The 23,164-nt window shown below is 55.1% G+C and carries 22 protein-coding genes; 12 read left to right on the forward strand and 10 right to left on the reverse strand.

Annotated features, from left to right (window positions below):
- The first annotated feature begins 24 nt into the window (after positions 1-24).
- The 3 genes from znuA (at position 25) to lpxM (ending at position 3,398) form a co-directional block, all read left to right on the forward strand.
- Complete coding sequence (gene znuA / locus UTM25_RS01055) at positions 25-969, forward strand: zinc ABC transporter substrate-binding protein ZnuA (protein WP_320714185.1); 945 nt, start codon at positions 25-27, stop codon at positions 967-969.
- A 15-nt stretch (positions 970-984) separates the two neighbouring features.
- Positions 985-2,304: a murein DD-endopeptidase MepM gene (gene mepM, locus UTM25_RS01060; RefSeq protein WP_023312231.1), complete on the forward strand. Its 1,320-nt coding sequence runs from the start codon at positions 985-987 to the stop codon at positions 2,302-2,304.
- 122 nt (positions 2,305-2,426) lie between these two features.
- Entirely contained in the window at positions 2,427-3,398 is a 972-nt protein-coding gene (lpxM, locus tag UTM25_RS01065; protein WP_023312230.1) for a lauroyl-Kdo(2)-lipid IV(A) myristoyltransferase, read from the forward strand.
- Between the two features lie 45 nt (positions 3,399-3,443).
- Here lpxM and pyk read toward each other — a convergent pair whose 3' ends face one another.
- Both pyk and UTM25_RS01075 read right to left on the reverse strand, forming a co-directional pair.
- Positions 3,444-4,886: a pyruvate kinase gene (pyk, locus tag UTM25_RS01070; RefSeq protein WP_008500455.1), complete on the reverse strand. Its 1,443-nt coding sequence runs from the start codon at positions 4,884-4,886 to the stop codon at positions 3,444-3,446.
- A 140-nt stretch (positions 4,887-5,026) separates the two neighbouring features.
- Positions 5,027-5,896, reverse strand: a complete 870-nt coding sequence (locus tag UTM25_RS01075; protein ID WP_023312229.1) for a MurR/RpiR family transcriptional regulator — start codon at positions 5,894-5,896, stop codon at positions 5,027-5,029.
- A gap of 356 nt (positions 5,897-6,252) precedes the next feature.
- Between UTM25_RS01075 and zwf the strand changes: the two genes are divergently transcribed.
- The 3 genes from zwf to kdgA all read left to right on the forward strand — a co-directional run bounded on the left by zwf (position 6,253) and on the right by kdgA (position 10,453).
- Complete coding sequence (zwf, locus tag UTM25_RS01080) at positions 6,253-7,728, forward strand: glucose-6-phosphate dehydrogenase (protein WP_023312228.1); 1,476 nt, start codon at positions 6,253-6,255, stop codon at positions 7,726-7,728.
- A gap of 232 nt (positions 7,729-7,960) precedes the next feature.
- A complete protein-coding gene (gene edd / locus UTM25_RS01085; protein WP_047061092.1) occupies positions 7,961-9,772 on the forward strand; it encodes a phosphogluconate dehydratase in 1,812 nt (603 codons plus the stop codon).
- A gap of 39 nt (positions 9,773-9,811) precedes the next feature.
- Complete coding sequence (gene kdgA / locus UTM25_RS01090) at positions 9,812-10,453, forward strand: bifunctional 4-hydroxy-2-oxoglutarate aldolase/2-dehydro-3-deoxy-phosphogluconate aldolase (protein WP_014884307.1); 642 nt, start codon at positions 9,812-9,814, stop codon at positions 10,451-10,453.
- Between the two features lie 41 nt (positions 10,454-10,494).
- Here kdgA and purT read toward each other — a convergent pair whose 3' ends face one another.
- Positions 10,495-11,673 carry a formate-dependent phosphoribosylglycinamide formyltransferase gene (purT, locus tag UTM25_RS01095; RefSeq protein ID WP_194399524.1) on the reverse strand — a complete coding sequence of 393 codons (1,179 nt, stop codon included), beginning with the start codon at positions 11,671-11,673 and terminating at the stop codon, positions 10,495-10,497.
- A 170-nt stretch (positions 11,674-11,843) separates the two neighbouring features.
- Here purT and UTM25_RS01100 point away from each other — a divergent pair, with 170 nt between their 5' ends.
- Together UTM25_RS01100 and ptrB are read left to right on the forward strand one after the other, a co-directional pair.
- A complete protein-coding gene (locus UTM25_RS01100) occupies positions 11,844-12,494 on the forward strand; it encodes a tellurite resistance TerB family protein (RefSeq protein ID WP_194399523.1) in 651 nt (216 codons plus the stop codon).
- 85 nt (positions 12,495-12,579) lie between these two features.
- On the forward strand, positions 12,580-14,640 hold the full coding sequence (gene ptrB / locus UTM25_RS01105) for an oligopeptidase B (protein ID WP_063439342.1): 2,061 nt from the start codon (positions 12,580-12,582) through the stop codon (positions 14,638-14,640).
- On the opposite strand, the gene exoX is transcribed toward ptrB, so the two are convergent.
- From exoX to UTM25_RS01120, 3 genes are all read right to left on the reverse strand, one after another.
- Entirely contained in the window at positions 14,637-15,299 is a 663-nt protein-coding gene (gene exoX, locus UTM25_RS01110; protein ID WP_010432611.1) for an exodeoxyribonuclease X, read from the reverse strand. The genes ptrB and exoX overlap by 4 nt on opposite strands.
- Before the next feature lie 24 nt (positions 15,300-15,323).
- Positions 15,324-15,974, reverse strand: coding sequence for a carbon-nitrogen hydrolase family protein (locus UTM25_RS01115; protein WP_194399522.1), 651 nt, complete (start codon positions 15,972-15,974; stop codon positions 15,324-15,326).
- A 110-nt stretch (positions 15,975-16,084) separates the two neighbouring features.
- Entirely contained in the window at positions 16,085-16,315 is a 231-nt protein-coding gene (locus UTM25_RS01120; RefSeq protein WP_013096102.1) for a DNA polymerase III subunit theta, read from the reverse strand.
- 137 nt (positions 16,316-16,452) lie between these two features.
- Between UTM25_RS01120 and yobA the strand changes: the two genes are divergently transcribed.
- The 3 genes from yobA to UTM25_RS01135 are packed head-to-tail and all read left to right on the forward strand — an operon-like array spanning position 16,453 to position 18,050.
- Positions 16,453-16,824, forward strand: a complete 372-nt coding sequence (yobA, locus tag UTM25_RS01125; protein WP_194399627.1) for a CopC domain-containing protein YobA — start codon at positions 16,453-16,455, stop codon at positions 16,822-16,824.
- A 1-nt stretch (position 16,825) separates the two neighbouring features.
- Positions 16,826-17,695 (forward strand): copper homeostasis membrane protein CopD, encoded by an 870-nt coding sequence (gene copD, locus UTM25_RS01130; protein WP_194399521.1) that lies wholly within the window; start codon positions 16,826-16,828, stop codon positions 17,693-17,695.
- Positions 17,696-17,711: 16 nt separating this feature from the next.
- Positions 17,712-18,050, forward strand: a complete 339-nt coding sequence (locus UTM25_RS01135) for a YebY family protein (RefSeq protein WP_111964807.1) — start codon at positions 17,712-17,714, stop codon at positions 18,048-18,050.
- 440 nt (positions 18,051-18,490) lie between these two features.
- Here the strand turns inward: UTM25_RS01135 and UTM25_RS01140 are convergent, their stop codons facing one another.
- Both UTM25_RS01140 and UTM25_RS01145 read right to left on the reverse strand, forming a co-directional pair.
- A complete protein-coding gene (locus UTM25_RS01140; protein WP_194399520.1) occupies positions 18,491-19,387 on the reverse strand; it encodes a benzoate transporter in 897 nt (298 codons plus the stop codon).
- Between the two features lie 175 nt (positions 19,388-19,562).
- Entirely contained in the window at positions 19,563-20,504 is a 942-nt protein-coding gene (locus tag UTM25_RS01145; protein WP_194399519.1) for a VirK/YbjX family protein, read from the reverse strand.
- Between the two features lie 166 nt (positions 20,505-20,670).
- Here UTM25_RS01145 and pphA point away from each other — a divergent pair, with 166 nt between their 5' ends.
- Positions 20,671-21,315, forward strand: coding sequence for a protein-serine/threonine phosphatase (gene pphA / locus UTM25_RS01150; RefSeq protein WP_194399518.1), 645 nt, complete (start codon positions 20,671-20,673; stop codon positions 21,313-21,315).
- A 34-nt stretch (positions 21,316-21,349) separates the two neighbouring features.
- Here pphA and UTM25_RS01155 read toward each other — a convergent pair whose 3' ends face one another.
- Both UTM25_RS01155 and rsmF read right to left on the reverse strand, forming a co-directional pair.
- A complete protein-coding gene (locus UTM25_RS01155) occupies positions 21,350-21,589 on the reverse strand; it encodes a YebV family protein (RefSeq protein ID WP_008500472.1) in 240 nt (79 codons plus the stop codon).
- A gap of 106 nt (positions 21,590-21,695) precedes the next feature.
- Positions 21,696-23,138, reverse strand: coding sequence for a 16S rRNA (cytosine(1407)-C(5))-methyltransferase RsmF (gene rsmF / locus UTM25_RS01160; protein WP_194399517.1), 1,443 nt, complete (start codon positions 23,136-23,138; stop codon positions 21,696-21,698).
- Between the last annotated feature and the right edge of the window lie 26 nt (positions 23,139-23,164).

The following is a 23,164-nucleotide window of genomic DNA, read 5'->3' on the forward strand; positions in this document are numbered from 1 at the left end:
TTCACTACGATGATTAGTCGCATTATGTTACATAAAAATACGCTTCTTTTCGCAGCATTATCCGCTGCCCTTTGGGGTACAACCGCACAAGATGTTAACGCTGCGGTTGTCGCTTCGCTTAAACCACTTGGATTTATCGCGTCGGCCATTGCCGACGGGGTAACGGAAACCCAGGTTCTGCTCCCTGATGGTGCTTCCGAACATGACTATTCCCTGCGTCCGTCAGATGTAAAACGCTTACAAAACGCGGACTTAGTTGTCTGGATTGGTCCGGAAATGGAAGCGTTCATGCAGAAGTCAGCAAAACAGGTTGCTGGCGAAAAACAGGTCGCGATTGCCGAACTCTCCGGGGTGAAACCGTTGCTCATGAAAGGGGCGGATGACGACGGCGACGAACATGACCATCATGCTGCAGACGGCGAAAAAGGTGATGGAGATCACCATCACGGCGAGTACAACATGCATCTTTGGTTATCCCCAGAGATAGCGCGGCTTTCAGCGGTTGCAATCCACGACAAATTAGTGGAACTTATGCCGCAAAGTCGATCCAAACTAGACGCCAACCTGAAGGATTTTGAGGCACAATTAGCCGCAACCGATAAGCAGGTTGGTAATGAGCTCGCACCGTTGAAAGGTAAAGGGTATTTCGTTTTTCATGACGCCTACGGCTATTACGAAAAACACTACGGTTTGACCCCGCTGGGCCACTTCACCGTCAACCCTGAAATTCAGCCTGGTGCGCAGCGTTTACATGAAATCAGAACACAGTTGGTTGAGCAAAAAGCGACATGCGTTTTTGCTGAGCCACAGTTCAGGCCAGCGGTCGTAGAAGCCGTGGCCAGGGGAACATCCGTGCGCATGGGAACCCTTGACCCGCTAGGTACGAATATCCAGTTGAGCAAAGCGAGCTATTCGCAGTTCCTCAGCCAACTGGCGAACCAGTATGCGAGCTGCCTGAAAGGAGATTAACGAGGAAGTGAATACGTGCAACAGATAGCCCGCTCTGTCGCCCTGGCATTTAACAATCTGCCACGACCCCACCGCGTCATGCTGGGGTCGCTTACAGTACTCACCTTAGCGGTCGCCGTCTGGCGGCCCTATGTTTACCACCCGAGTTCTGCCCCTATTATCAAAACCATTGAGCTTGAAAAGAGCGAAATCCGTTCTTTGCTGCCGGAAGCCAGTGAGCCTATCGACCAGGCGGCTCAGGAAGATGAAGCTATCCCGCAGGATGAGCTGGACGATAAAACCGAGAACGAAGCGGGTATCCACGAATATGTTGTCTCTACCGGAGACACGCTGAGCAGCGTGCTGAACCAGTACGGCATCGACATGGGCAATATCAGCCAGCTGGCGGCTGCGGATAAAGATCTCCGTAACCTGAAAATCGGACAACAGCTCTCCTGGACATTAACAGCGGACGGCGATCTCCAGCGTCTGACCTGGGAAATGTCCCGCCGCGAAACCCGCACCTACGATCGCACTGCAAACGGTTTCAAAATGACCAGCGAAATGCAGAAGGGTGACTGGGTTAACAGCGTTCTGAAAGGCACCGTGGGCGCGAGCTTTGTCTCCAGCGCGCGCGATGCAGGCCTTACCAGCGCTGAAATCAGCTCGGTGATCAAAGCCATGCAGTGGCAGATGGATTTCCGCAAGTTGAAGAAGGGCGATGAGTTCTCCGTCCTGATGTCCCGCGAAATGCTGGACGGCAAGCGCGAGCAAAGCCAGCTGCTGGGCGTACGTCTGCGCTCCGAGGGCAAAGATTACTACGCGATTCGTGCCGAAGACGGTAAGTTCTATGACCGCACCGGTACGGGCCTTGCGAAAGGCTTCCTGCGCTTCCCAACCGCAAAACAATTCCGCGTCTCCTCTAACTTTAACCCGCGTCGTCTGAACCCGGTAACCGGGCGCGTCGCGCCGCACCGTGGCGTTGACTTTGCTATGCCGCAGGGCACGCCGGTACTGGCGGTTGGAGATGGTGAAGTGGTGGTGGCCAAGCGTAGTGGTGCCGCCGGATATTATGTCGCGGTACGTCATGGCCGCACTTATACGACCCGCTACATGCACCTGCGTAAGCTGCTGGTCAAACCGGGTCAGAAGGTGAAGCGTGGTGACCGTATCGCGATCTCCGGCAATACCGGACGCTCTACCGGCCCGCACCTGCACTATGAAGTGTGGATCAACCAACAGGCAGTGAACCCGCTGACGGCGAAACTGCCGCGCACCGAAGGCCTGACAGGTAAAGATCGCACTGATTATCTGGCGCAGGTGAAAGAGGTGATGCCGCAGCTGAGCTTAAACTAAGCCCTCTGTTTTTGTTAAAAAAGCCGGCGCGCACTGACGCCGGCTTTTTCTTTTGTGCGTGGACGACAGCCTCGCTACACTATCTGAATAAAATTTTTGCGTCATCAGACCCTGGATCCAGCATGGAAACCAAAAAAAACAACATTGAATACATTCCTGAGTTTGAAAAATCCTTCCGCCATCCGCGCAACTGGGGCGCCTGGCTTGGTGTTTACGCTTTTGCGGGGATGGCGATGCTGCCTGCCTCTGTTCGCGATCCAGTTCTCGGTAAAATTGGCCGTCTGGCCGGGCGTTTAGGCAAGAGCGCCCGCCGTCGCGCGCAGATCAACCTTTACTACTGTTTTCCTGAGAAAAGCGACGCCGAGCGCGAGGCAATCATTGATGAGATGTATACCACCGCCCCGCAGGCAATGGCGATGATGGCTGAACTGGCGCTGAAAGGGCCGGATAAAATCGTCGATCGCGTTGACTGGAAAGGGCTGGACATCATCGAGGAGATGCGCCGCAATGACGAGAAAGTCATTTTCCTTGTCCCCCACGGCTGGGGTGTTGATATTCCGGCGATGCTGATGGCGTCTCAGGGCCAGAAAATGGCGGCGATGTTCCATAACCAGGGAAATAAAATCTACGATTTTGTCTGGAACACGGTGCGTCGTCGTTTTGGCGGACGTTTGCATGCGCGTAACGATGGCATTAAGCCATTCATTCAGTCGGTGCGTCAGGGGTACTGGGGCTATTATTTGCCTGATCAGGACCACGGTCCCGAGCACAGCGAGTTTGTCGATTTCTTTGCGACCTATAAAGCGACGCTCCCCGCGATTGGCCGCCTGATGAAAGTCTGTCGTGCCCGCGTGATCCCGCTGTTCCCGGTCTATGACGGGAAAACGCATCGCTTGAGTATTGAGGTTCGTCCGCCGATGGATGATTTGCTGACCGCTGACGACCACACGATCGCGCGTCGAATGAACGAAGAGGTGGAAATCCTGGTGGGGCCGCATGCCGAACAGTACACGTGGATCCTGAAGCTACTTAAAACGCGTAAGCCGGGTGAAACAGAGCCCTATAAACGCAAAGAGCTTTATCCGAGGAAATAAAAAAAGCCCTCTCCATATGGAGAGGGCTTTTTAACACAGACGTTATTACTCGACGGTCATTACGCGCGTGGTGTTGGTTGAGCCGATGGTGCTCATCACGTCGCCCTGGGTCACAATGACGATATCACCGGACACCAGATAGCCTTTGTCGCGCAGAAGGTTTACGGCATCGTGCGCCGCAGCTACGCCGTCGTTGGTGCTGTCGAAGTGAACCGGCGTCACGCCGCGGTACAGCGCCGTCAGGTTCAGCGTACGTTCGTGACGGGACATGGCGAAAATCGGCAGACCAGAGCTGATACGAGAGGTCATCAGCGCGGTGCGGCCAGATTCGGTCATGGTGATGATCGCGGTAACGCCCTTCAGATGGTTTGCCGCATACATCGCAGACATCGCAATCGCTTCTTCCACGTTGTCAAACTGCACGTCCAGACGGTGTTTAGAAACGTTGATGCTAGGGATCTTTTCAGCGCCCAGGCAGACGCGCGCCATGGCGGCCACGGTTTCTGCAGGATACTGGCCCGCAGCGGTTTCCGCAGAGAGCATCACCGCATCGGTACCGTCCAGCACGGCGTTAGCCACGTCCATGACTTCCGCACGGGTTGGCATTGGGTTGGTGATCATCGATTCCATCATCTGAGTGGCGGTGATCACCGCGCGGTTCAACTGACGTGCGCGACGAATCAGCGCTTTCTGGATCCCTACCAGCTCAGGGTCGCCAATCTCCACGCCCAGGTCACCGCGCGCAACCATCACCACGTCAGAGGCGAGGATCACATCGTCCATGGCATCCTGATCGCAAACGGCTTCAGCGCGTTCAACTTTCGCGACGATTTTAGCATCGCAGCCTGCATCACGTGCCAGACGACGCGCATAGTTCAGATCTTCGCCGCAGCGCGGGAAGGAGACCGCCAGGTAGTCAACGCCGATCAGCGCGGCAGTCACGATGTCCGCTTTGTCTTTATCGGTAAGCGCTTCTGCAGAGAGGCCGCCGCCCAGTTTGTTGATGCCTTTATTGTTGGAAAGCGGGCCGCCGACGGTGACTTCGGTGAACACTTTCATGCCCTGAACTTCCAGCACCTTCAGCTGTACGCGACCGTCGTCGAGCAGCAGGATATCGCCTGGCACCACGTCAGCCGGCAGGCCTTTATAGTCGATACCGACTTTCTCTTTATCGCCTTCGCCTTTGCCCAGGTTGGCATCCAGCAGGAATTTGTCGCCGATATTGAGGAAAACTTTACCCTCTTTAAAGGTCGATACACGAATTTTTGGACCCTGCAAATCGCCGAGGATAGCAACGTGGCGGCCCAGTTTGGCTGCAATTTCACGCACTTTATCGGCACGTAATTTATGGTCTTCTGGCGTACCGTGAGAGAAGTTCATACGCACCACGTTGGCGCCGGCGGCGATAATTTTCTCGAGATTATTATCGCGGTCGGTGGCCGGGCCTAAGGTGGTTACGATCTTGGTTCTGCGAAGCCTTCTGGACATGTAATACTCCGTTGACTGAAACAACTTTGGTGTTGCGTGAACATTGAATCGGCCTTCATCTGCTGCAAGGTAGCGGAGAGTGGACCGAATGCCGTAAATCGTTACATCGTAATTATTGGTTACGTCTTCGTTATCAACTATCAGGGAACATCGCTCTTTATAAGCAATTCTTTATCAAAACGCGATTCCTTCAGCGCTTCCTTGACCCGCTTCAAGTTATCCCGGAATTTTGCGCCCCGACGTAAGGTAAAACCGGTTGCCAGCACGTCAATCACGGTAAGCTGCGCCAGTCGGGAAACCATCGGCATATAAATGTCGGTGTCTTCCGGCACGTCGAGGGTGATCGCCAGCGTCGCCTCACGCGCCAGCGGCGTGCCTGCCGTGGTGAGGGCAATCACCATGGCATCGTTTTCACGGGCCAGCTGCGCCAGCTCTACCTGACTCTTGGTGCGGCCGGTGTGCGAAATCAGTACCACGACATCATCTTCACTGCAATTCATACAGCTCATGCGTTGCAGCACAATGTCATCGGAATAAATAACCGGGACGTTAAAGCGGAAAAATTTATTCATGGCGTCATGCGCCACGGCTGCCGACGACCCGAGACCAAAGAACGCAATTCGCTTGGCCTGGGTGAGTAAATCCACAGCGCGATTCACAGAACTCATGTCCAGCGACTGGCGGACGTGGTCGAGCGAAGCCATAGCCGATTCGAAAATTTTCGCGGTATAGGCATCAACGCTGTCGTCTTCATCCACATTACGATTAACATATGGGGTGCCGTTAGCCAGACTTTGTGCCAGATGCAGTTTAAAATCAGGAAAGCCGCGCGTTTCGAGGCTGCGGCAAAAGCGATTGACCGTCGGTTCGCTCACACCCGCTTCCTGTGCCAGAGCGGCGATGCTCGAATGAATCGCCTGAGCGGGGGAGGCGAGAATGACCTCGGCCACTTTTCGCTCGGATTTGCTAAGGTGTTCCAGTTGAAACTGGATTTTTTCCAGCATGTTCATGTTAACAGGACGCTCATGGGTGTAAACGATTTCATAAATTGATGAAATTGTGATTCGATTTAGCCGATATTACCCTTGTGGCTTCCCTAACGGGTAATAATCGACAAGATAATGTTGTTGTTTTTTTTCATTACTTGATCGGTGTCGGGTTTTGCTGTGACCCTGTTGCGCAAAGAAACGGCGGTTGTTGCGTCATTGCGCCGCCGTAATCCTCCAGAGAGGGAAAAATCGCGGTACCGCACGCGACGATAAGCGCTAATGGTTTCGGGAATGACGTAAAAGCAGTACAGTGCATTGTAATAAAATTACAACGATACCTGGCAGAAGTACCAGGTGATCCAACTGAGGAGAATGACATGGCGGTAACGCAAACAGCCCAGGCATGTGACCTGGTCATTTTCGGCGCGAAAGGCGATCTTGCACGCCGAAAATTGCTGCCTTCCCTGTATCAACTGGAGAAAGCGGGCCAAATTCATCCGGATACCCGTATCCTGGGTGTCGGGCGCGCCGACTGGGACAAGGACGCTTATACCAAAGTCGTCCGCGAGGCGCTCGAAACTTTCATGAAAGAAAAAATTGATGAAAGTTTGTGGGATACCCTGAGTGGACGCCTTGATTTCTGCAACCTGGACGTCAACGACGTCAGCGCGTTTACCCGCTTAGGCGCGATGCTGGATCAGAAAAACCGTGTCACCATTAACTATTTCGCCATGCCGCCAAGCACCTTCGGCGCCATCTGCAAAGGTCTGGGCGAAGCCAAACTGAACGCCAAACCGGCGCGCGTCGTGATGGAGAAGCCGCTGGGTACGTCGCTGGCAACCTCGCGTGAAATCAACGACCAGGTGGGCGAGTTCTTTGAAGAGTGCCAGGTCTACCGTATTGACCACTATCTCGGTAAAGAGACGGTACTGAACCTGCTGGCGCTGCGTTTCGCTAACTCCCTGTTTGTGAATAACTGGGACAACCGCACTATCGACCACGTGGAAATCACCGTGGCGGAAGAGGTGGGGATTGAAGGTCGCTGGGGTTACTTTGACCAGGCCGGTCAGATGCGCGACATGATCCAGAACCACCTGCTGCAAATTCTGTGCATGATTGCTATGTCTCCACCGTCTGACCTGACGGCTGACAGCATCCGTGACGCAAAAGTGAAAGTGCTGAAGTCACTGCGCCGCATCGACCGCTCCAACGTGCGTGAGAAGACCGTTCGCGGTCAGTACACCGCCGGGTTTGCGCAAGGCAAAAAAGTGCCGGGCTACCTGGAAGAAGAGGGCGCGAACAAGTCCAGCAACACCGAGACGTTCGTGGCGATCCGCGTGGATATCGACGACTGGCGTTGGGCGGGCGTTCCGTTCTACCTGCGCACCGGTAAACGTCTGCCAGCCAAATGTTCCGAAGTGGTTGTTTACTTCAAAAACCCGGAACTGAACCTGTTCAAAGAGTCCTGGCAGGAACTGCCGCAGAACAAGCTGACCATTCGTCTGCAGCCGGACGAAGGGGTGGATATCCAGATCCTGAACAAAGTGCCGGGGCTGGATCATAAACACAACCTGCAGACCACCAAGCTGGATCTGAGCTACTCCGAAACCTTTAACCAGACGCACCTGGCCGATGCTTACGAACGTCTGCTGCTGGAAACCATGCGCGGTATCCAGGCGCTGTTCGTGCGCCGTGATGAAGTGGAAGAGGCGTGGAAATGGGTCGACTCTATCACCGAAGCCTGGGCTGCCGATCAGGATGCGCCTAAACCGTATCAGGCGGGTACCTGGGGACCGGTCGCGTCGGTGGCGATGATCACCCGCGATGGCCGCTCCTGGAACGAGTTTGAGTAAGATAATCCTCTAGCTCGAAAGTGTTATTTTACCGGTAACATGATCTAACACAGCTAGTGGCACAATTTTCAACTTTTAAGCTCCGCGTGGATTCACCCGCGGAGCTTTTTTTATTACACTGCCGGAAGTGATTTTGCCCCTGAGCTCCGGACAGCAAGCGTTTCAGCGTTGTTAACAACTGCCAGCGACTTTGTAAACTCCCGAGCCTGACAGATAATTTAGAGGAGCTTTTATGAATCCGACATTGTTACGCGTAACACAGCGCATTATCGAGCGCTCGAAAGAGACCCGTTCGGCCTACCTCGCCCGGATTGAACAGGCAAAGAGCAGCACCGTCCACCGATCTCAGCTGGCCTGCGGGAACCTGGCGCACGGCTTCGCCGCCTGCCAGCCTGATGATAAAGCGTCGCTGAAAAGCATGTTGCGTAACAATATCGCCATTATTACCTCCTATAACGATATGCTTTCCGCCCACCAGCCCTATGAGGTCTATCCCACTATCATCCGTAACGCGCTGCACAGCGTGAATGCTGTGGGCCAGGTGGCGGGCGGCGTACCTGCCATGTGCGACGGCGTGACGCAGGGGCAGGACGGTATGGAGCTGTCCCTGCTGAGCCGCGAAGTGATTGCCATGTCTGCCGCGGTGGGCCTGTCACACAATATGTTTGATGGCGCGCTGTACCTCGGCGTGTGCGACAAGATTGTCCCGGGCCTGGTGATGGCGGCGCTGTCGTTTGGGCATCTGCCGGCGATCTTCGTCCCGTCCGGCCCAATGGCGAGCGGTCTACCGAACAAAGAAAAAGTGCGTATTCGCCAGCTGTACGCGGAAGGGAAAGCAGACCGTCAGGCGCTGCTGGAGGCTGAAGCTGCGTCCTATCATGCGCCGGGGACCTGTACGTTCTACGGTACGGCTAATACTAACCAGATGGTCGTTGAGTTTATGGGGATGCAGCTTCCGGGCTCGTCCTTCATCCAGCCGGATGCACCGCTGCGCAAGGCGCTGACCGAGGCTGCGGCCCGTCAGGTCACGCGTCTTACCGGCAACGGTAACGAATGGATGCCGATGGGTAAAATGGTTGACGAAAAAGTCATCGTCAACGGGATTGTCGCGCTGCTGGCAACCGGGGGCTCAACCAACCACACCATGCATCTGGTGGCCATGGCGCGTGCGGCGGGCATTCTGATTAACTGGGATGACTTCTCCGAGATCTCTTCCGTGGTGCCGCTGATGGCGCGCCTGTACCCGAACGGTCCGGCGGATATTAACCACTTCCAGGCTGCAGGCGGCGTACCGCTGCTGATGCGCGAGCTGCTGAAAGGCGGATTGCTGCATGAAGACGTAAATACCGTGGCGGGCTTTGGCCTTCAGCGCTACACCCAGGAGCCGTGGCTGAACAACGGCGAGCTGGACTGGCGTGAAGGGGCGAGCGCGTCTCTTGATGCGCAGGTGATTGCCACTATCGACAAACCGTTCTCTCCTCACGGCGGCACCAAAGTGCTGAGCGGCAACCTCGGTCGTGCGGTAATGAAGACCTCTGCCGTACCGGAAGAGAACCAGGTTATCGAAGCGCCGGCGGTGGTATTTGAAAGCCAGCACGACGTATTACCCGCCTTTGACGCCGGTCTGCTCGATAAAGACTGCGTGGTGGTGGTGCGTCACCAGGGGCCTAAAGCCAACGGGATGCCAGAATTACATAAACTTATGCCACCACTTGGTGTATTATTGGACCGCCGTTTCAAAATTGCGCTAGTCACCGATGGACGCCTCTCCGGGGCATCCGGTAAAGTGCCTTCAGCCATCCACGTGACGCCGGAAGCCTACGACGGCGGTCTGCTGGCGAAAGTGCGCGACGGTGACATGATCCGCGTGAACGGCCAGACGGGCGAGTTAACCCTGCTGGTGGATGAAGCCGAGCTGGCGGCACGTCAGCCCCATATTCCTGACCTGAGCGCATCGCGCGTGGGGACCGGACGCGAAATGTTCAGCGCGCTGCGTGAGAAACTCTCCGGTGCGGAGCAGGGCGCAACCTGTATTACGTTTTAAGACGACTTGATTTTAACGATCTGGCGAGAGAAAACTCTGATGAAAAACTGGAAAACAAGTGCAGAAGCAATCCTGACCACTGGCCCTGTCGTGCCGGTTATCGTGGTAAACAAGCTGGAGCACGCTGTACCGATGGCGAAAGCGCTGGTTGCGGGTGGCGTTCGCGTTCTGGAAGTGACCCTGCGCACCGCCTGCGCGATGGATGCTATCCGCGCTATCGCCAAAGAAGTGCCGGACGCCATAATCGGTGCGGGTACCGTTCTCAACGCGCAGCAGCTGGCAGAAGTGACCGAAGCGGGCGCGCAGTTCGCCATCAGCCCTGGCCTGACCGAGCCGCTGCTGAAAGCCGCCACCGAAGGTACCATTCCGCTGATCCCTGGCATCAGCACCGTCTCTGAACTGATGCTGGGCATGGACTACGGTCTGAAAGAGTTCAAATTCTTCCCGGCTGAAGCGAACGGCGGCACCAAAGCGCTGCAGGCGATTGCGGGTCCCTTCTCTCAGGTACGCTTCTGCCCGACGGGCGGTATCTCTCCTGCTAACTACCGTGACTACCTGGCGCTGAAAAGCGTGCTTTGCATCGGTGGTTCATGGCTGGTTCCGGCGGATGCGCTGGAAGCGGGAGACTGGGATCGCATTACCAAACTGGCTCGCGAAGCGGTTGAAGGCGCGAAGCAGTAAGCCATTCGCCGCATGAAAAACGGGCCTTTTGGCCCGTTTTTTTATCCCTCTACCTTAACGTTCGCAGCGGCCGCTTTCGCTCTTGCCACTGCGTCGTCAACGTTATCCCCGGTGGCTAATGCCACGCCAAGACGGCGGGTTCCGTCGATCTCCGGCTTGCCGAACAGACGTACCTGCAATCCTGCGCCCACCGCCCCGTCGACGTTATCAAACGTGACGTTCTGGCTGGTTAACTGCGGCAGGATCACCGCCGAGGCGGCAGGGCCATACTGACGAACACCGCCGACGGGCAGGCCGAGGAAGGCGCGCACGTGCAGGGCGAACTCGGAGAGATCCTGCGAAATCAGCGTGACCATGCCGGTGTCATGCGGGCGAGGGGAGACTTCGCTGAAAATCACCTCATCACCGCACACAAACAGCTCCACGCCGAACAGGCCATAGCCGCCCAGCGCCAGGACGGTTTTACGGGCGATCTCCTGAGCACGCTCCAGCGCCAGGGTGCTCATCTGCTGCGGCTGCCAGGATTCGCGGTAATCGCCATCCTCCTGACGGTGGCCAATCGGGTCGCAGAAATGGACGCCGTCAACGGCGCTGACGGTCAGCAGGGTGATTTCGAAATCAAACTTCACGACGCCTTCGACGATTACGCGACCGGCTCCGGCACGGCCGCCCTGCTGGGCATAATCCCACGCGTTATCCAGGGTGCCGCTGTCGCGAATAAAGCTCTGCCCTTTTCCGGAGGAGCTCATCACCGGCTTAACGATGCACGGGTAGCCAATCTCCTCGACGGCCTGCAGGAACGCGGCCTTATCGCCAGCAAAACGGTAGCTCGAGGTGGGCAATCCTAGCTCTTCCGCCGCCAGGCGACGAATGCCTTCGCGGTTCATGGTCAGCTTTGCGGCTTTCGCACAGGGCACCACGCGCTGGCCTTCCTGCTCCAGGGCGATCAGCGTATCGGTGGCGATGGCCTCAATTTCCGGCACGACAAAATCGGGTTTTTCGCGCGTAATCAGCTCGCGAAGGGCATCGCCATCCAGCATGTTAATCACATAAGAACGATGGGCGACGTGCATGGCGGGTGCGTCGGCGTAACGGTCTACGGCAATGACTTCCACACCTAAACGCTGGCACTCAATGGCGACCTCTTTTCCCAGCTCGCCCGATCCCAACAGCATCACTCGCGTCGCCGCAGGTCGCAGCGCAGTTCCTAAACGAATCATAACAATCCCCCTGAAAAAGTTGCGCGCAGTATAAACGAAAACGTTTGCGTCTGTCTTGTGCAGGGCTAAACGAGGTGGCAGAAATTTTCGCATCTTTAGCCCGACCAGACATTTCCTGACGCCCGCTCGCTTACGCTGTGGAACATGTTCACCGTTAAGTGAGGGAAACCATGTCTGGCTGGTTAAATCAACTGCAATCCCTGTTAGGGCAGAAAACATCGTCTTCCGGCGAGCGGGGCCTCAGCAAACTGCTGGTACCCGGGGCGCTCGGCGGGCTGGCAGGCCTGCTGGTCGCGAATAAATCCTCACGCAAGCTGCTGGCAAAGTATGGTACAGGCGCGCTGCTGGCCGGCGGCGGCGCCATCGCGGGCACCGTGCTGTGGAATAAATACAAGGACAGGGTACGGACCGCGCACAGCGATGAACCGCATTACGGCGAGGACACCTCGCCGCTGGATCTGCGTACCGAACGGCTCATTCTTGCGCTGGTTTTCGCCGCGAAAAGCGACGGGCATATTGACGATAAAGAACGAGCGGCGATCGAGCAGCAGCTGCGCGAGGCCGGTGTTGAAGAGAAGGGAAGAGTGCTGGTGGCGCAGGCGATAGAACAGCCGCTCGAGCCGCAGCGTCTTGCGCAAAGTGTGAAAAATGAGGAAGAGGCGCTGGAGCTCTATTTCCTCAGCTGCGCCGCCATCGATATCGATCACTTTATGGAGCGCAGCTACCTTAACGCTCTGGGCGATGCGTTAAAGATCCCTCAGGACGTGCGCGAGGGTATTGAGCGGGATATCCGGGAGCAAAAACAGGCGTTACAGGGATAGCCGTCGCCGTCGCGACGCTGTTTCGCTTGCATCATGCGTGGGTTTTGCCAACCTTATAGAGTGTAAAACTTAAAAGAATGATGACATGCCACCGAAAGCCCGACGTACTCCTTATGCGATCACCACGCATGGCGATACGCGTATAGACAACTATTACTGGCTGCGGGACGATTCGCGCTCCCGGCCAGAGGTACTCGACTACCTGCACGAGGAAAACGACTATGGCCGCAAGGTCATGTCCAGCCAGCAGACGCTTCAGGACCAGCTCCTGAATGAAATGGTGCAGCGTATTCCCCAGCGCGATATCTCCGCGCCCTGGACTAAAAACGGCTATCGCTATCGCCATATTTACGAGCCCGGCAATGAGTATCCCATCTACCAGCGTCAGTCGGTGTTAAGCGCCGAATGGGATGAGTGGGATATTCTGCTGGATGCCAACCAGCGCGCCGCCCACAGCGAGTTTTATACCCTGGGCGGCATGTCCATTTCCCCTGACAACGCGGTGATGGCGCTGGCGGAGGATTATCTCTCCCGTCGCCAGTACGGCCTGCGGTTTCGCAATCTGGAGACCGGCAACTGGTATCCGGAAATGCTGGAAAACGTCTCCCCGGATTTTGTCTGGGCGAATGATTCCGAGACGGTCTACTACGTCAAAAAGCACGCGTCGACGCTGCTGCCTTATCAGGTGTGGCGACATACCGTGGGAACAGACTCCGCTGACGACGAGCTGGTTTATGAAGAGAAAGACGAAACGTTCTATGTCAGCCTGCATAAAACCTCCTCACGCCACTATGTGATTATCTTCCTTGCCAGCGCGACGACGTCGGAAGTTCTGCTGCTGGATGCCGAACTGCCCGATGCCCAGCCGCTCTGTTTCCTGCCGCGCCGTAAGGATCACGAGTACAGCCTGGATCACTTCCAGCACAGCTTTTATTTGCGCTCCAATCGCGAGGGCAAAAACTTTGGTCTCTACAAAACCAAAGTGCGCGATGAGCGCAAGTGGGAGGTGCTTATCCCCGCGCGGGATCAGGTGATGCTGGAAGGGTTCACCCTGTTTACCGACTGGCTGGTGGTGGAAGAGCGTCAGCGCGGGCTGACCAGTATCCGGCAAATCAACCGTAAAACCCGGGAAGTGGTGGGGATTGCGTTTGACGACCCGGCCTACGTGACGTGGATTGGGTTCAACCCTGAACCCGAATCGTCGCGGTTACGCTACGGCTACTCATCGATGACCACGCCGGACACCCTGTTTGAGCTGGATATGGATACCGGGCAGCGCCAGGTGATTAAACAGACCGAGGTCAAAGGGTTTGAGTCTGAAAACTACCGCAGCGAGCACCTGTGGGTCACCGCCCGTGATGGCGTGGAGGTGCCGGTCTCTCTTGTTTACCATCGTGCTCATTTCCAGAAAGGCAAAAACCCGATCCTGGTGTACGGCTACGGCTCGTATGGCTCAAGCATGGACGCCGATTTCAGCAGCAGCCGGTTAAGCCTGCTCGATCGCGGTTTTGTTTTCGCCATCGCCCATATTCGCGGCGGCGGTGAGCTGGGCCAGAACTGGTATGAAGACGGGAAATTCCTGAAAAAGAAAAACACCTTCAATGACTACCTCGACGTCTGCGATGCGCTGATTGAGCAGGGATACGGCGATCCGCAGCTCTGCTTTGGGATGGGGGGCAGCGCGGGCGGCATGCTAATGGGGGCGGCGATCAACCAGCGTCCCGACCGTTTTAAGGGGATTGTCGCGCAGGTACCGTTTGTCGATGTGGTCACGACCATGCTCGATGAATCCATTCCTCTTACCACCGGAGAGTTTGAGGAGTGGGGGAATCCGCAGGATGAGATGTACTACCGCTATATGAAAGAGTACAGCCCGTACGATAACGTTGAGGCGAAAGCCTACCCGCATATGCTGGTCACCACCGGCTTGCATGATTCTCAGGTGCAATACTGGGAGCCGGCAAAATGGGTGGCAAAACTGCGTGAGCTGAAAACCGATGACAATCTGCTGCTGCTGTGTACAGATATGGATTCCGGACACGGAGGGAAATCGGGGCGATTTAAATCGTACGAAGGGGTTGCTCTGGAATATGCTTTTTTAATAGGCCTGGCGCAGGAAACTTTGCCAGGCCGTGCAGAGCGTTAAGCGTCGCCAAGATAATGTTTTAGCGTTAAGCGCAGTTCCGGGCTCATTCTGTCGAGGTTGTTATACAGCCAGCGCAAATAGCCCGGATCTTTATCCGCCACCTCGGACACCGGTTTTCCGCGATACTTACCAAAGGTAAACGTGGTCAGCAGCGCGGGACGTCCGGTGATCGTCGCCATGTCATCCGGCGTCCAGCCAGAGATATTCATAATATCAATCAGCAACGCGGCGGTGATATAGCAGTCATACAGGGCGCGGTGATGGTGAAGCCCCTCAGGGGTACGTACGCTGAGCTTGCGGGACTTGTACAGCGCCATATTGCTGTATTTAATCCCCGGCCAGAGACGACGCGCCAGCTTCATGGTGCAAATCCATTCCCCCGGCATTTCAGGCAACACCCGGCGGTCAAAGCTGGCGTTATGCGCGACGTACCATGGGCTACCGTAGTAGTGCGGAATGATCTCTTCGATCCACGGCTTATCCGCCACCATCGATTCGGTAATGCGATGGATAGCCATCGCCTGGGGGCTGATGGGGCGATCGGGACGCACCAGATGGCTCATGGGGTTGACGATTTTACCATCAACCACGTCGACAGAGGCCACTTCCACTATTCCGCCCTGAAGATCGCAAGTTTCGGTATCGATGACGCGCAGCATTGAAAACTCCTGAGCTTAAAACGCCTAGCCTAAAGGAATGATATCGCCTTGCCAACCCTCTCCGCCGAGCGTGCCGGTCACCAGAAGCTCACCCTTATCCGCGCGCACGACCAGCTGGCCTTTTTCATCCCACAGAGCGCTGCCGCCGCAGGCGTTCGCCATCAGCACCGCAATGGCATATTTATGCGCGAAGCGCTGCAGGTTACTGATGGACTGCCGCCAGCAATTATCCCCCACCGACTGGCAGCTGGTAACAAGCGTTGCCCGGGGATCGAGATTGGGGGAATCGGGATGTGCATCAAGGATGCTAAGGTGTTTATCCCCCGGCACGAGGCTGGCACCGCGCCCTTGCGGATAGCGCAAAATGCGATGGCGAGCGGGCGAAAACAGCACAAGGCCTTTCTGGCGCTGGCCATTCTGTTCCAGGGGGAGCCCGGCAATAACGGTAATCTGGTGTAGATGTGCCGCGTTGAGCAGCGGCTCCAGCTGCGCGTCATCGGGCGGGGGAGGTAGCGTCGGCGCGCCAGAGCCCGTTAATGAGAGTTCAGGGAAAACCAGCAGTTCACACCGCTGCCGTGCTGCTTCGGCGATGAAGCGCAGGTGGTGCGTAACATGGTCATCTACAGTCTGATGCAGCCCGCCATACTGGGCTGCCGCTATATTCCAATGTGACATCGTGACTTCCTTATACACTGAGTCGCAGAGATTTAAGAATAGACCCAGATTTATCAGGGTTTTCTTATCCTGCCAGATTCCGCGTAAGGAAGTGTAACGACTCGTTAAGCTTATTTAACTTTAGGCTCGTACGGTAAACGGGAGAGATTGACCGAGGCAAGACGGTGGGCGATGAGTCTTTCGCGGAACCAGTCGCGCAGATGGGCGGGCTGTTCCCGTTCCACGACTTCAGCCACGATGGGCATGTTGTAACGCTCTTTGAACGCGACGCCAGCGGCAGCGAGATCGACATTCACTTTATCCATCTCGTCCTGCGGAAGGGCGGCCAGATTGATCTTCATTACCTTCTCCTTTTTATGCGGCGGCAACGTTACCGCGATTGCACGATGATGACAAGCGGAGGCAGGATGATCCTCGACTCGTTTATTATACAGCGTTATTCTTTAGCGTATAGACATAACAAAAAGGAATGATTGTGATGGGTTTCTCCGCCTCCCGCGCGGTATGCGCACTGGTTTTTGTGGCCTCGACAATGATGACGCCCTCCGTGCTTGCACATGCGCATCTTAACCAGCAGGTCCCGGCAGCAGACAGCGTGGTGACCGCACCGCAGTCACTTACGCTGAATTTTTCGGAAGGTATCGAACCTGGTTTTAGCGGTGTGGTGGTAACGGATGCGCAAAAGCAGGTCATCAAAACGGGAACCGCTACGCGTGACGAAAAGAACAAAGCTCAGCTTACCGTGCCGCTGGAACAAACGCTGGCGTCAGGGACTTACCAGGTGGACTGGCACGTGGTCTCCGTGGACGGCCATAAAACCAAAGGCAGCTATCACTTTAGCGTGAAATAGCATGCTGGCGCTGTGTTATGTCGGGTTACGCTTTATCCATTTCGGGGCGCTGATGCTTGTGTTTGGCAATGCGCTTTACAGCGTCTGGTTTGCGCCTTCCTCTCTCCACAGTCTGCTGTCCCGGCGTTTTCAGTCTCAGCAGAAAGTGGCGGCCTTAGTGAGCCTGGCGGCTGCACTTCTGATGTTTATGCTGCAGGGCGGATTGATGGGTAACGGCTGGGGAGATGTGCTTGCCCCGCAGGTCTGGTACGGCGTAATGAGGACACAGTTTGGCGGCGTCTGGCTGTGGCAAATGATTCTTGCTGCGATGACGGTCGGCGCAGCATGGCTCGCGCCGCTGAAAGGTTCGCGGCTGCTGCTGCTCGCCATGGGCCAGCTTATCCTGCTGGCTGGGGTAGGGCATGCGGCGATGAACGACGGTCCGATGGGGGCGTTGCAGCGTCTTAATTATGCTTTTCACCTGATCTGTGCTGCCACCTGGCTTGGCGGATTACTGCCTCTGCTGTTCTGCATGCGTCTGGCGAAAGGGCGGTGGCAGAATGCCGCCATCTTTACCATGATGCGCTTCTCGCGCGTGGGGCATTACGCCGTTGCTGGCGTGCTGCTCTCCGGGGTGATAAATGCACTCATGATACTGGGCCTCGATATTCCCTGGCAGGCTGGCTACGTGCAGTTTTTGTTGTTCAAATGTGCGCTGGTGGCGTTGATGGTGGTAATTGCGCTGGCAAATCGGTATTTTCTGGTGCCACGGTTTCGTCCGGAGAGCGGGCGAGCACAACAGATTTTTATCAGGATGACACAGGCAGAAATGGTGCTGGGGGCGCTGGTGCTGGCAACGGTCAGTCTGTTCGCCACCTGGGAACCCTTCTGACAAGGTTAAATATCATATGAAAAAGACAGTACTTTCTCTCATATTGCTGGCCTGTACGGGGAGCGCGCTTGCCGCACCGCAGGTTATCACCGTGAGCCGTTTTGAAGTGGGTAAGGACAAATGGGCGTTCAATCGCGAAGAGGTAATGCTGACCTGCCGTCCAGGCCATGCGCTGTATGCGATTAACCCGAGCACGCTGGTGCAATACCCGCTGAATGATATCGCAGAGCAGCAGGTCGCCAGCGGCAAGAGCAGCGGCCAGCCGATTAGCATTATTCAGATCGATGACCCGTCGCATCCGGGACAAAAAATGAGTCTGGCACCGTTTATCGAGCGCGCCGACAAGCTCTGCTAACGTTCGGGTTTCCAATAAAAAACCGCAGATGCTTGCGAAAGCACTGCGGTTTTTCACTTTTAATGATGCTCTGGCGCTTTTTTTCCGACCGCTTTAGCTGTGGACTGGAAAACCTGGCGTCGTCATCTATTCTTAAAAGGCAGGGCGACTTAGCCTGCATTAATGCCAACTTTTAGCGCACGGCTCTCTCCCAAGAGCCATTTCCCTGGACCGAATACAGGAATCGTATTCGGTCTCTTTTTATCTGTATCTTTTTCAACGTGTTGTTCGGTGTTGACACGAAATCACCCGAAACTTTGTCGAACTTCCAATATCCTGTCTAAACCATAACATACTCAGGACCGCGTGCGTCCAGGGTTTTTTGGGATTTTTGTTAAAATATTGTGACCGAGCGACAGCTGAGCAAACGCCTTCTGACGTGCGAAAGGGCAGCCCGTAAGTCAAATAATGAACGCGCTGAATTTATCTTTATTGCGGACAATGTACGCGGGGAAGTTTTCAATCGTCAGCTCTTGCCTGATTAACGTCCTGTCGCGCCCCCAGATATCTTCCGCGTTTTTAATGACCTTCATGATGTGTTCCGGGTTGTTAAACTCAGGAAGATCATATTCAGTATGGGAAATGGTTGACATTTTTTCTGAGATGCGCTCAGGAGTCATCACCCATGAGAAATGCCAGCCACCATTTTCAATGATGCTGTTGTTAACCTTGAACCAGTTCCATTTTAGCCAGGACCAGTTTTTGACGCTTCGGGTGCGTTTAATATTCCTGAATGACTCAGGTTCACCGCCAAAGAAATTAACGAGATTTTTATATTGGGTGGCTCTCGGTAATTTACATTTTCTTGGCGTGTTGTCAGTATTAAAAACCTGCAGGTTAAACTGATAATTATAGAAATTCTGATAAATAGTAGTGCAGAGCTTTTTGGGATTTATCGATGCGACCACCCGAGGGGAAAATATCTCATCCACATCGGAAACTAAAATCAAATCATCATCGTTGGCCTGCGTCAAACCCTGCATGATGGCATTCCTCTGCGCTGCTTCATTTGCCCACGCATCCACCACCATACCCTCTGGCAGACCCGGAATCACCTCTCGAGACGGATGTGATTCTTCAGAGATTTTCGTAATCGGTTCTTTATCATGAACAACGTAGATAATTTTATCTCTAAATTGACTGTATTTATTAATGTCAAAATGCAGCGGCCTCTTTTTACCGGTAAAGGTATGCGTTGACTCAACGATAACGAAGCGATCGACAACGTCTGCTAGCGTGTTCAGCCTGATTTCGAGAAGCATATCTTCATCGTAATATAAGAAGCAGTCATAGATCATTACAGAAGTCCCTCATTTTTGCGGCGCACATTGCGCTTTTCCCAACGCATTCGCCGGTTTCATTTCGCGCAATGCTAACTGAGCGCCCTCGCCCTGTGCAATAGTGCACTGCTTAATCATTCTGCTTTTAAACTGAAAGCATCCGATATGCAGTGAGCGAAGACACCAGCCGGGCTTAAAAGTGGGACTTAACCGATGCCTCTATTTCATCGAGCAGCTCAAAGCGACGGCGATATTCGGCACGTTTTTTACTGGCAATCTCTTCAAGGGATTTACGCTCCATTTGCAGCGGCAGTTGCCAGCAGAAGCTTGAAAGTTTTTTACCGTCCAGAGATGCCCAAAATTCATCGTAGCTGGCATGGAAATGGCGACCTTTACTCAGGCGATATCGCAACGCGCGGAAAACGTGTCCCTCATCGCTGACGGCAAAAATCGCCCGGACAGATGACTGAGCAGCCAGCTGGAAGAGGACTTCCATCAACACGCGCTTAGGGAACAGGCCGTGACAGGCGCGGGTGGCCTGCTTAATAACGTCTCGCGATACGCTGCGTCGGGGTCCCTGAAGCCCGCCAATGACCATGACCTGCTGACCATTGCTGCGCGCGACGCTAAAGGTCAGGCTGGCCAGCAGCGTATCCTCGCTGTCGCGTAGCCACAGCGTGCTTTCGCCTTCACGCTCGGCTTTTCCCGCAGAGGACGCATTGACCGTATAGATAACACCGTCTTTGGCATGGAAATGCGCAACGGGTTGCTCCTGAGGGCTGGTCATGGCCTGGGCGAGACCGCTCTCTCTCAGGCTATCAATCCAGTAATAATGGCTAACAATAGCGTCGGCGCGATCGTTAGCCGTCAGGCCGCGCATCAGATACTGCCGGTGGGTCTTGCTGGGCAACGTAATTTGAGAGGCCAGCAGTTTGTCGAAATCGTCGCGCCCGGAAAGGGCTTCCAGCATGCGATGGGTAGAAGACCAGAACAGAAGCGAGCGTAAAAGGAACTTCAGGCGATATTCGCGTTTACGCCAGATTGGACCCGGCACGCGTTTGCCGTTCACCAGCTCGGAAATAATATTTGTGCGATGCGGATAAAAAACATCGTTATGCAGGTGCGTATTAGACACGTGAAGACCCCTCTTTTTTTCTACCCTTATTCTAAAGAGCCAGGAAAAAGGGATTAATAGCGCGAGGATCTTTATTTCTGTTTGGTTTACCGTTTGTTTGACTTCGTGATGACCGCGCCTGTCTGTCGCCTTTTCTGCGGCGGCTATACTGTTTAAAGGAGGTTCTATGTATCAGCGAATTGAAGGTGGGATGTGGCGTCACGTCTGGGTTGTCAGCGATATACACGGTTGTTACCAGTGGTTTATGGATGAGCTTAAACGCCGTCACTTTAACCCGTATGAGGATTTACTTATTTCGGTCGGGGATGTGATCGATCGTGGCCCTGATAGCGTTAAATGCCTGCAGTTAATTCATGAAAAATGGTTTCGTGCCGTGCGGGGAAACCATGAGCAAATGGCTCTCGACGGTCTGGATAATAACGATTTTTCTCTCTGGACGATGAATGGCGGAATATGGTTTTCGCATCTTGAACGCGACCAGCAACAGCTGGCCCTGTCGTTGCTCGATGCCTGTCGCGATTTACCGCATATCATCGAGATAACCTGTGCGAACGGTCTGAATGTGATTGCCCATGCGGATTATCCGGCCGCGGAATACTGTTGGCAAAAACCGGTTAGCGCCCAGCGCGTCTTATGGAACCGCGACAGGCTGATGGGATTTATGGTGGGCAAAGGAGAGGGCATCAGCGGTGCGGATCATTTCTGGTTCGGACATACGCCCGTTGACAGAAGGTATGATTTTGACAATCTCCACTACATTGATACGGGCGCCGTATTTGACGGTTACTTTACGCTGGCGCAGCTGCAGTAATAAATAACCCGCCTTCGGGCGGGTTCTCTTTAGGTCAGGCAAGACGCATGACCCAGGCATCGGTTTTGCTATCGTAATGCTCACGGTAAAGGACAGAATGTTCGCCATCAAGTATTGCCGGGACGCTGGTGTCTGCATCCCATGCATCGAGCTGCATGCACAAATCCGGGTCGGATTTGCAGGGGATACTTAACGTTCGATCGCCTTGTGCTTCGCCGCGCAGTTCTGCGTCGTCGATCTCAAAAGCGCCAATACGCACGCTGGTTTTCGTCATAGTGCTCTCCGGGTCGGTTGTTAAAATCTGGTATGACCAGTGCGATCATCCATTTTTGATCGTAGACAAGGAGAGCAAAATCGCCAGTAAAAAAATGCGCTTTTTTTCAGGCTGTGCGATCGTTACCGGTAAACAGACGGCCATCCCGAACCAGCTCGCGCGGATAGCTGTTTTTCAGCCTTGAGCCGACTTTTTTTGCCAGCCCCAGCGGATATCCCTGATACGTCACTATCACTTCATCGCCAGACGGCGTGCTGTCCGGATAGACATCGCGACCACGGTACCACTCTTCGGCTTCCTGATGCGTCAGGGCAAAGGTATTCTCGCGTCCGGCAAGGGCGATAACGGCCTCATGCTGCCAGCGATAGCCTTTGTTATGCACTTCCGCCAGGCGGATCCCGATTCGCGAAAAACGGACCTTTCCGATGAGCGGCTCGATCTGTGCCGGGAACAGCCATATCTCTTTATCACGCATCCAGGGGTGCAGACTCTCATCCCAGACCAGCCCAACCTTTTTGGCGGCGGCTTCAAGCTGTGCTGCATCGCGACCTTTAAGGGGAGCAAACGGGAAGTTGCCGACCTTAAATTTAGGCGCGGGCAGGGGAGCAACCGCCTGCGTTTTACGCAGACGCGCGACAAAGAACCCTTCGCAGTCGTAAATCTGCGGGAATACGTGGAGGAAACCCTCCGGCGTGACCGCCTCCTGTGCCGAGGCGAACAGATCGTTAAGCGGCAGAAACTCCACGGCATCCGGGTAGTTCGCTTTCAGCCACAGGCAGACGTCTTCGTTTTCATCGCGGTTTAAGGTGCACGTTGAATAGACCAGCGTGCCGCCGGGGCGCAACGCGTGAAATGCGCTCTCGATCAGCTCGCGCTGCGTGGCGGCGATCTCAAGGTTGCTCTCAACTGACCAGTTCTTTAACGCGTCGGGATCTTTACGCACCACCCCTTCGCCGGAGCAGGGCGCGTCCAGCAGAATGGCATCGAAGGCTTCCGGTAAGGCGGCGCCAAACACGCGTCCGTCGAAATGCGTCAGGGCAACATTATGAATACCGCAGCGGCTGATGTTGGCATGCAACACCTTCACGCGGCTGGCGGAAAACTCGTTGGCGAGGATCGCCCCGTGGTTACCCATCCGGGCGGCAATTTGCGTGGTTTTTGAGCCGGGCGCCGCAGCAACATCCATCACGCGTTCAGGCGTATTGCCATCGGCGAACAGGGCGGCCACCGGCAGCATCGAGCTGGCTTCCTGAATATAGAACAGACCGCTCAGATGTTCAGCGGTACTGCCCAGCGGCAGCGAGGCTTCGTCATTGCGTTCGATCCAGAACCCCTCGGCGCACCACGGTACCGGCGTAAGCTGCCAGCCGTACGGCGAGACCAGCGCCAGAAAATCATCGACGCTGATTTTCAGCGTGTTGACGCGAATACTTCGGCGTAACGGACGCTGGCAGGCGGCGATAAAATCGTCTAACGACAGGTGAGAGGGAAGCGCCTCGCGCATCTGCGCCAGGAATTGTTCAGGAAGAAATACGGAGTTTTGAGCCACGGGCACACCACAGGGAAAAGTTCAGG

This window comes from Enterobacter sp. 61D5, from assembly GCF_034107965.1.
Classification (GTDB): Bacteria; Pseudomonadota; Gammaproteobacteria; order Enterobacterales; family Enterobacteriaceae; genus Enterobacter; species Enterobacter cloacae_M.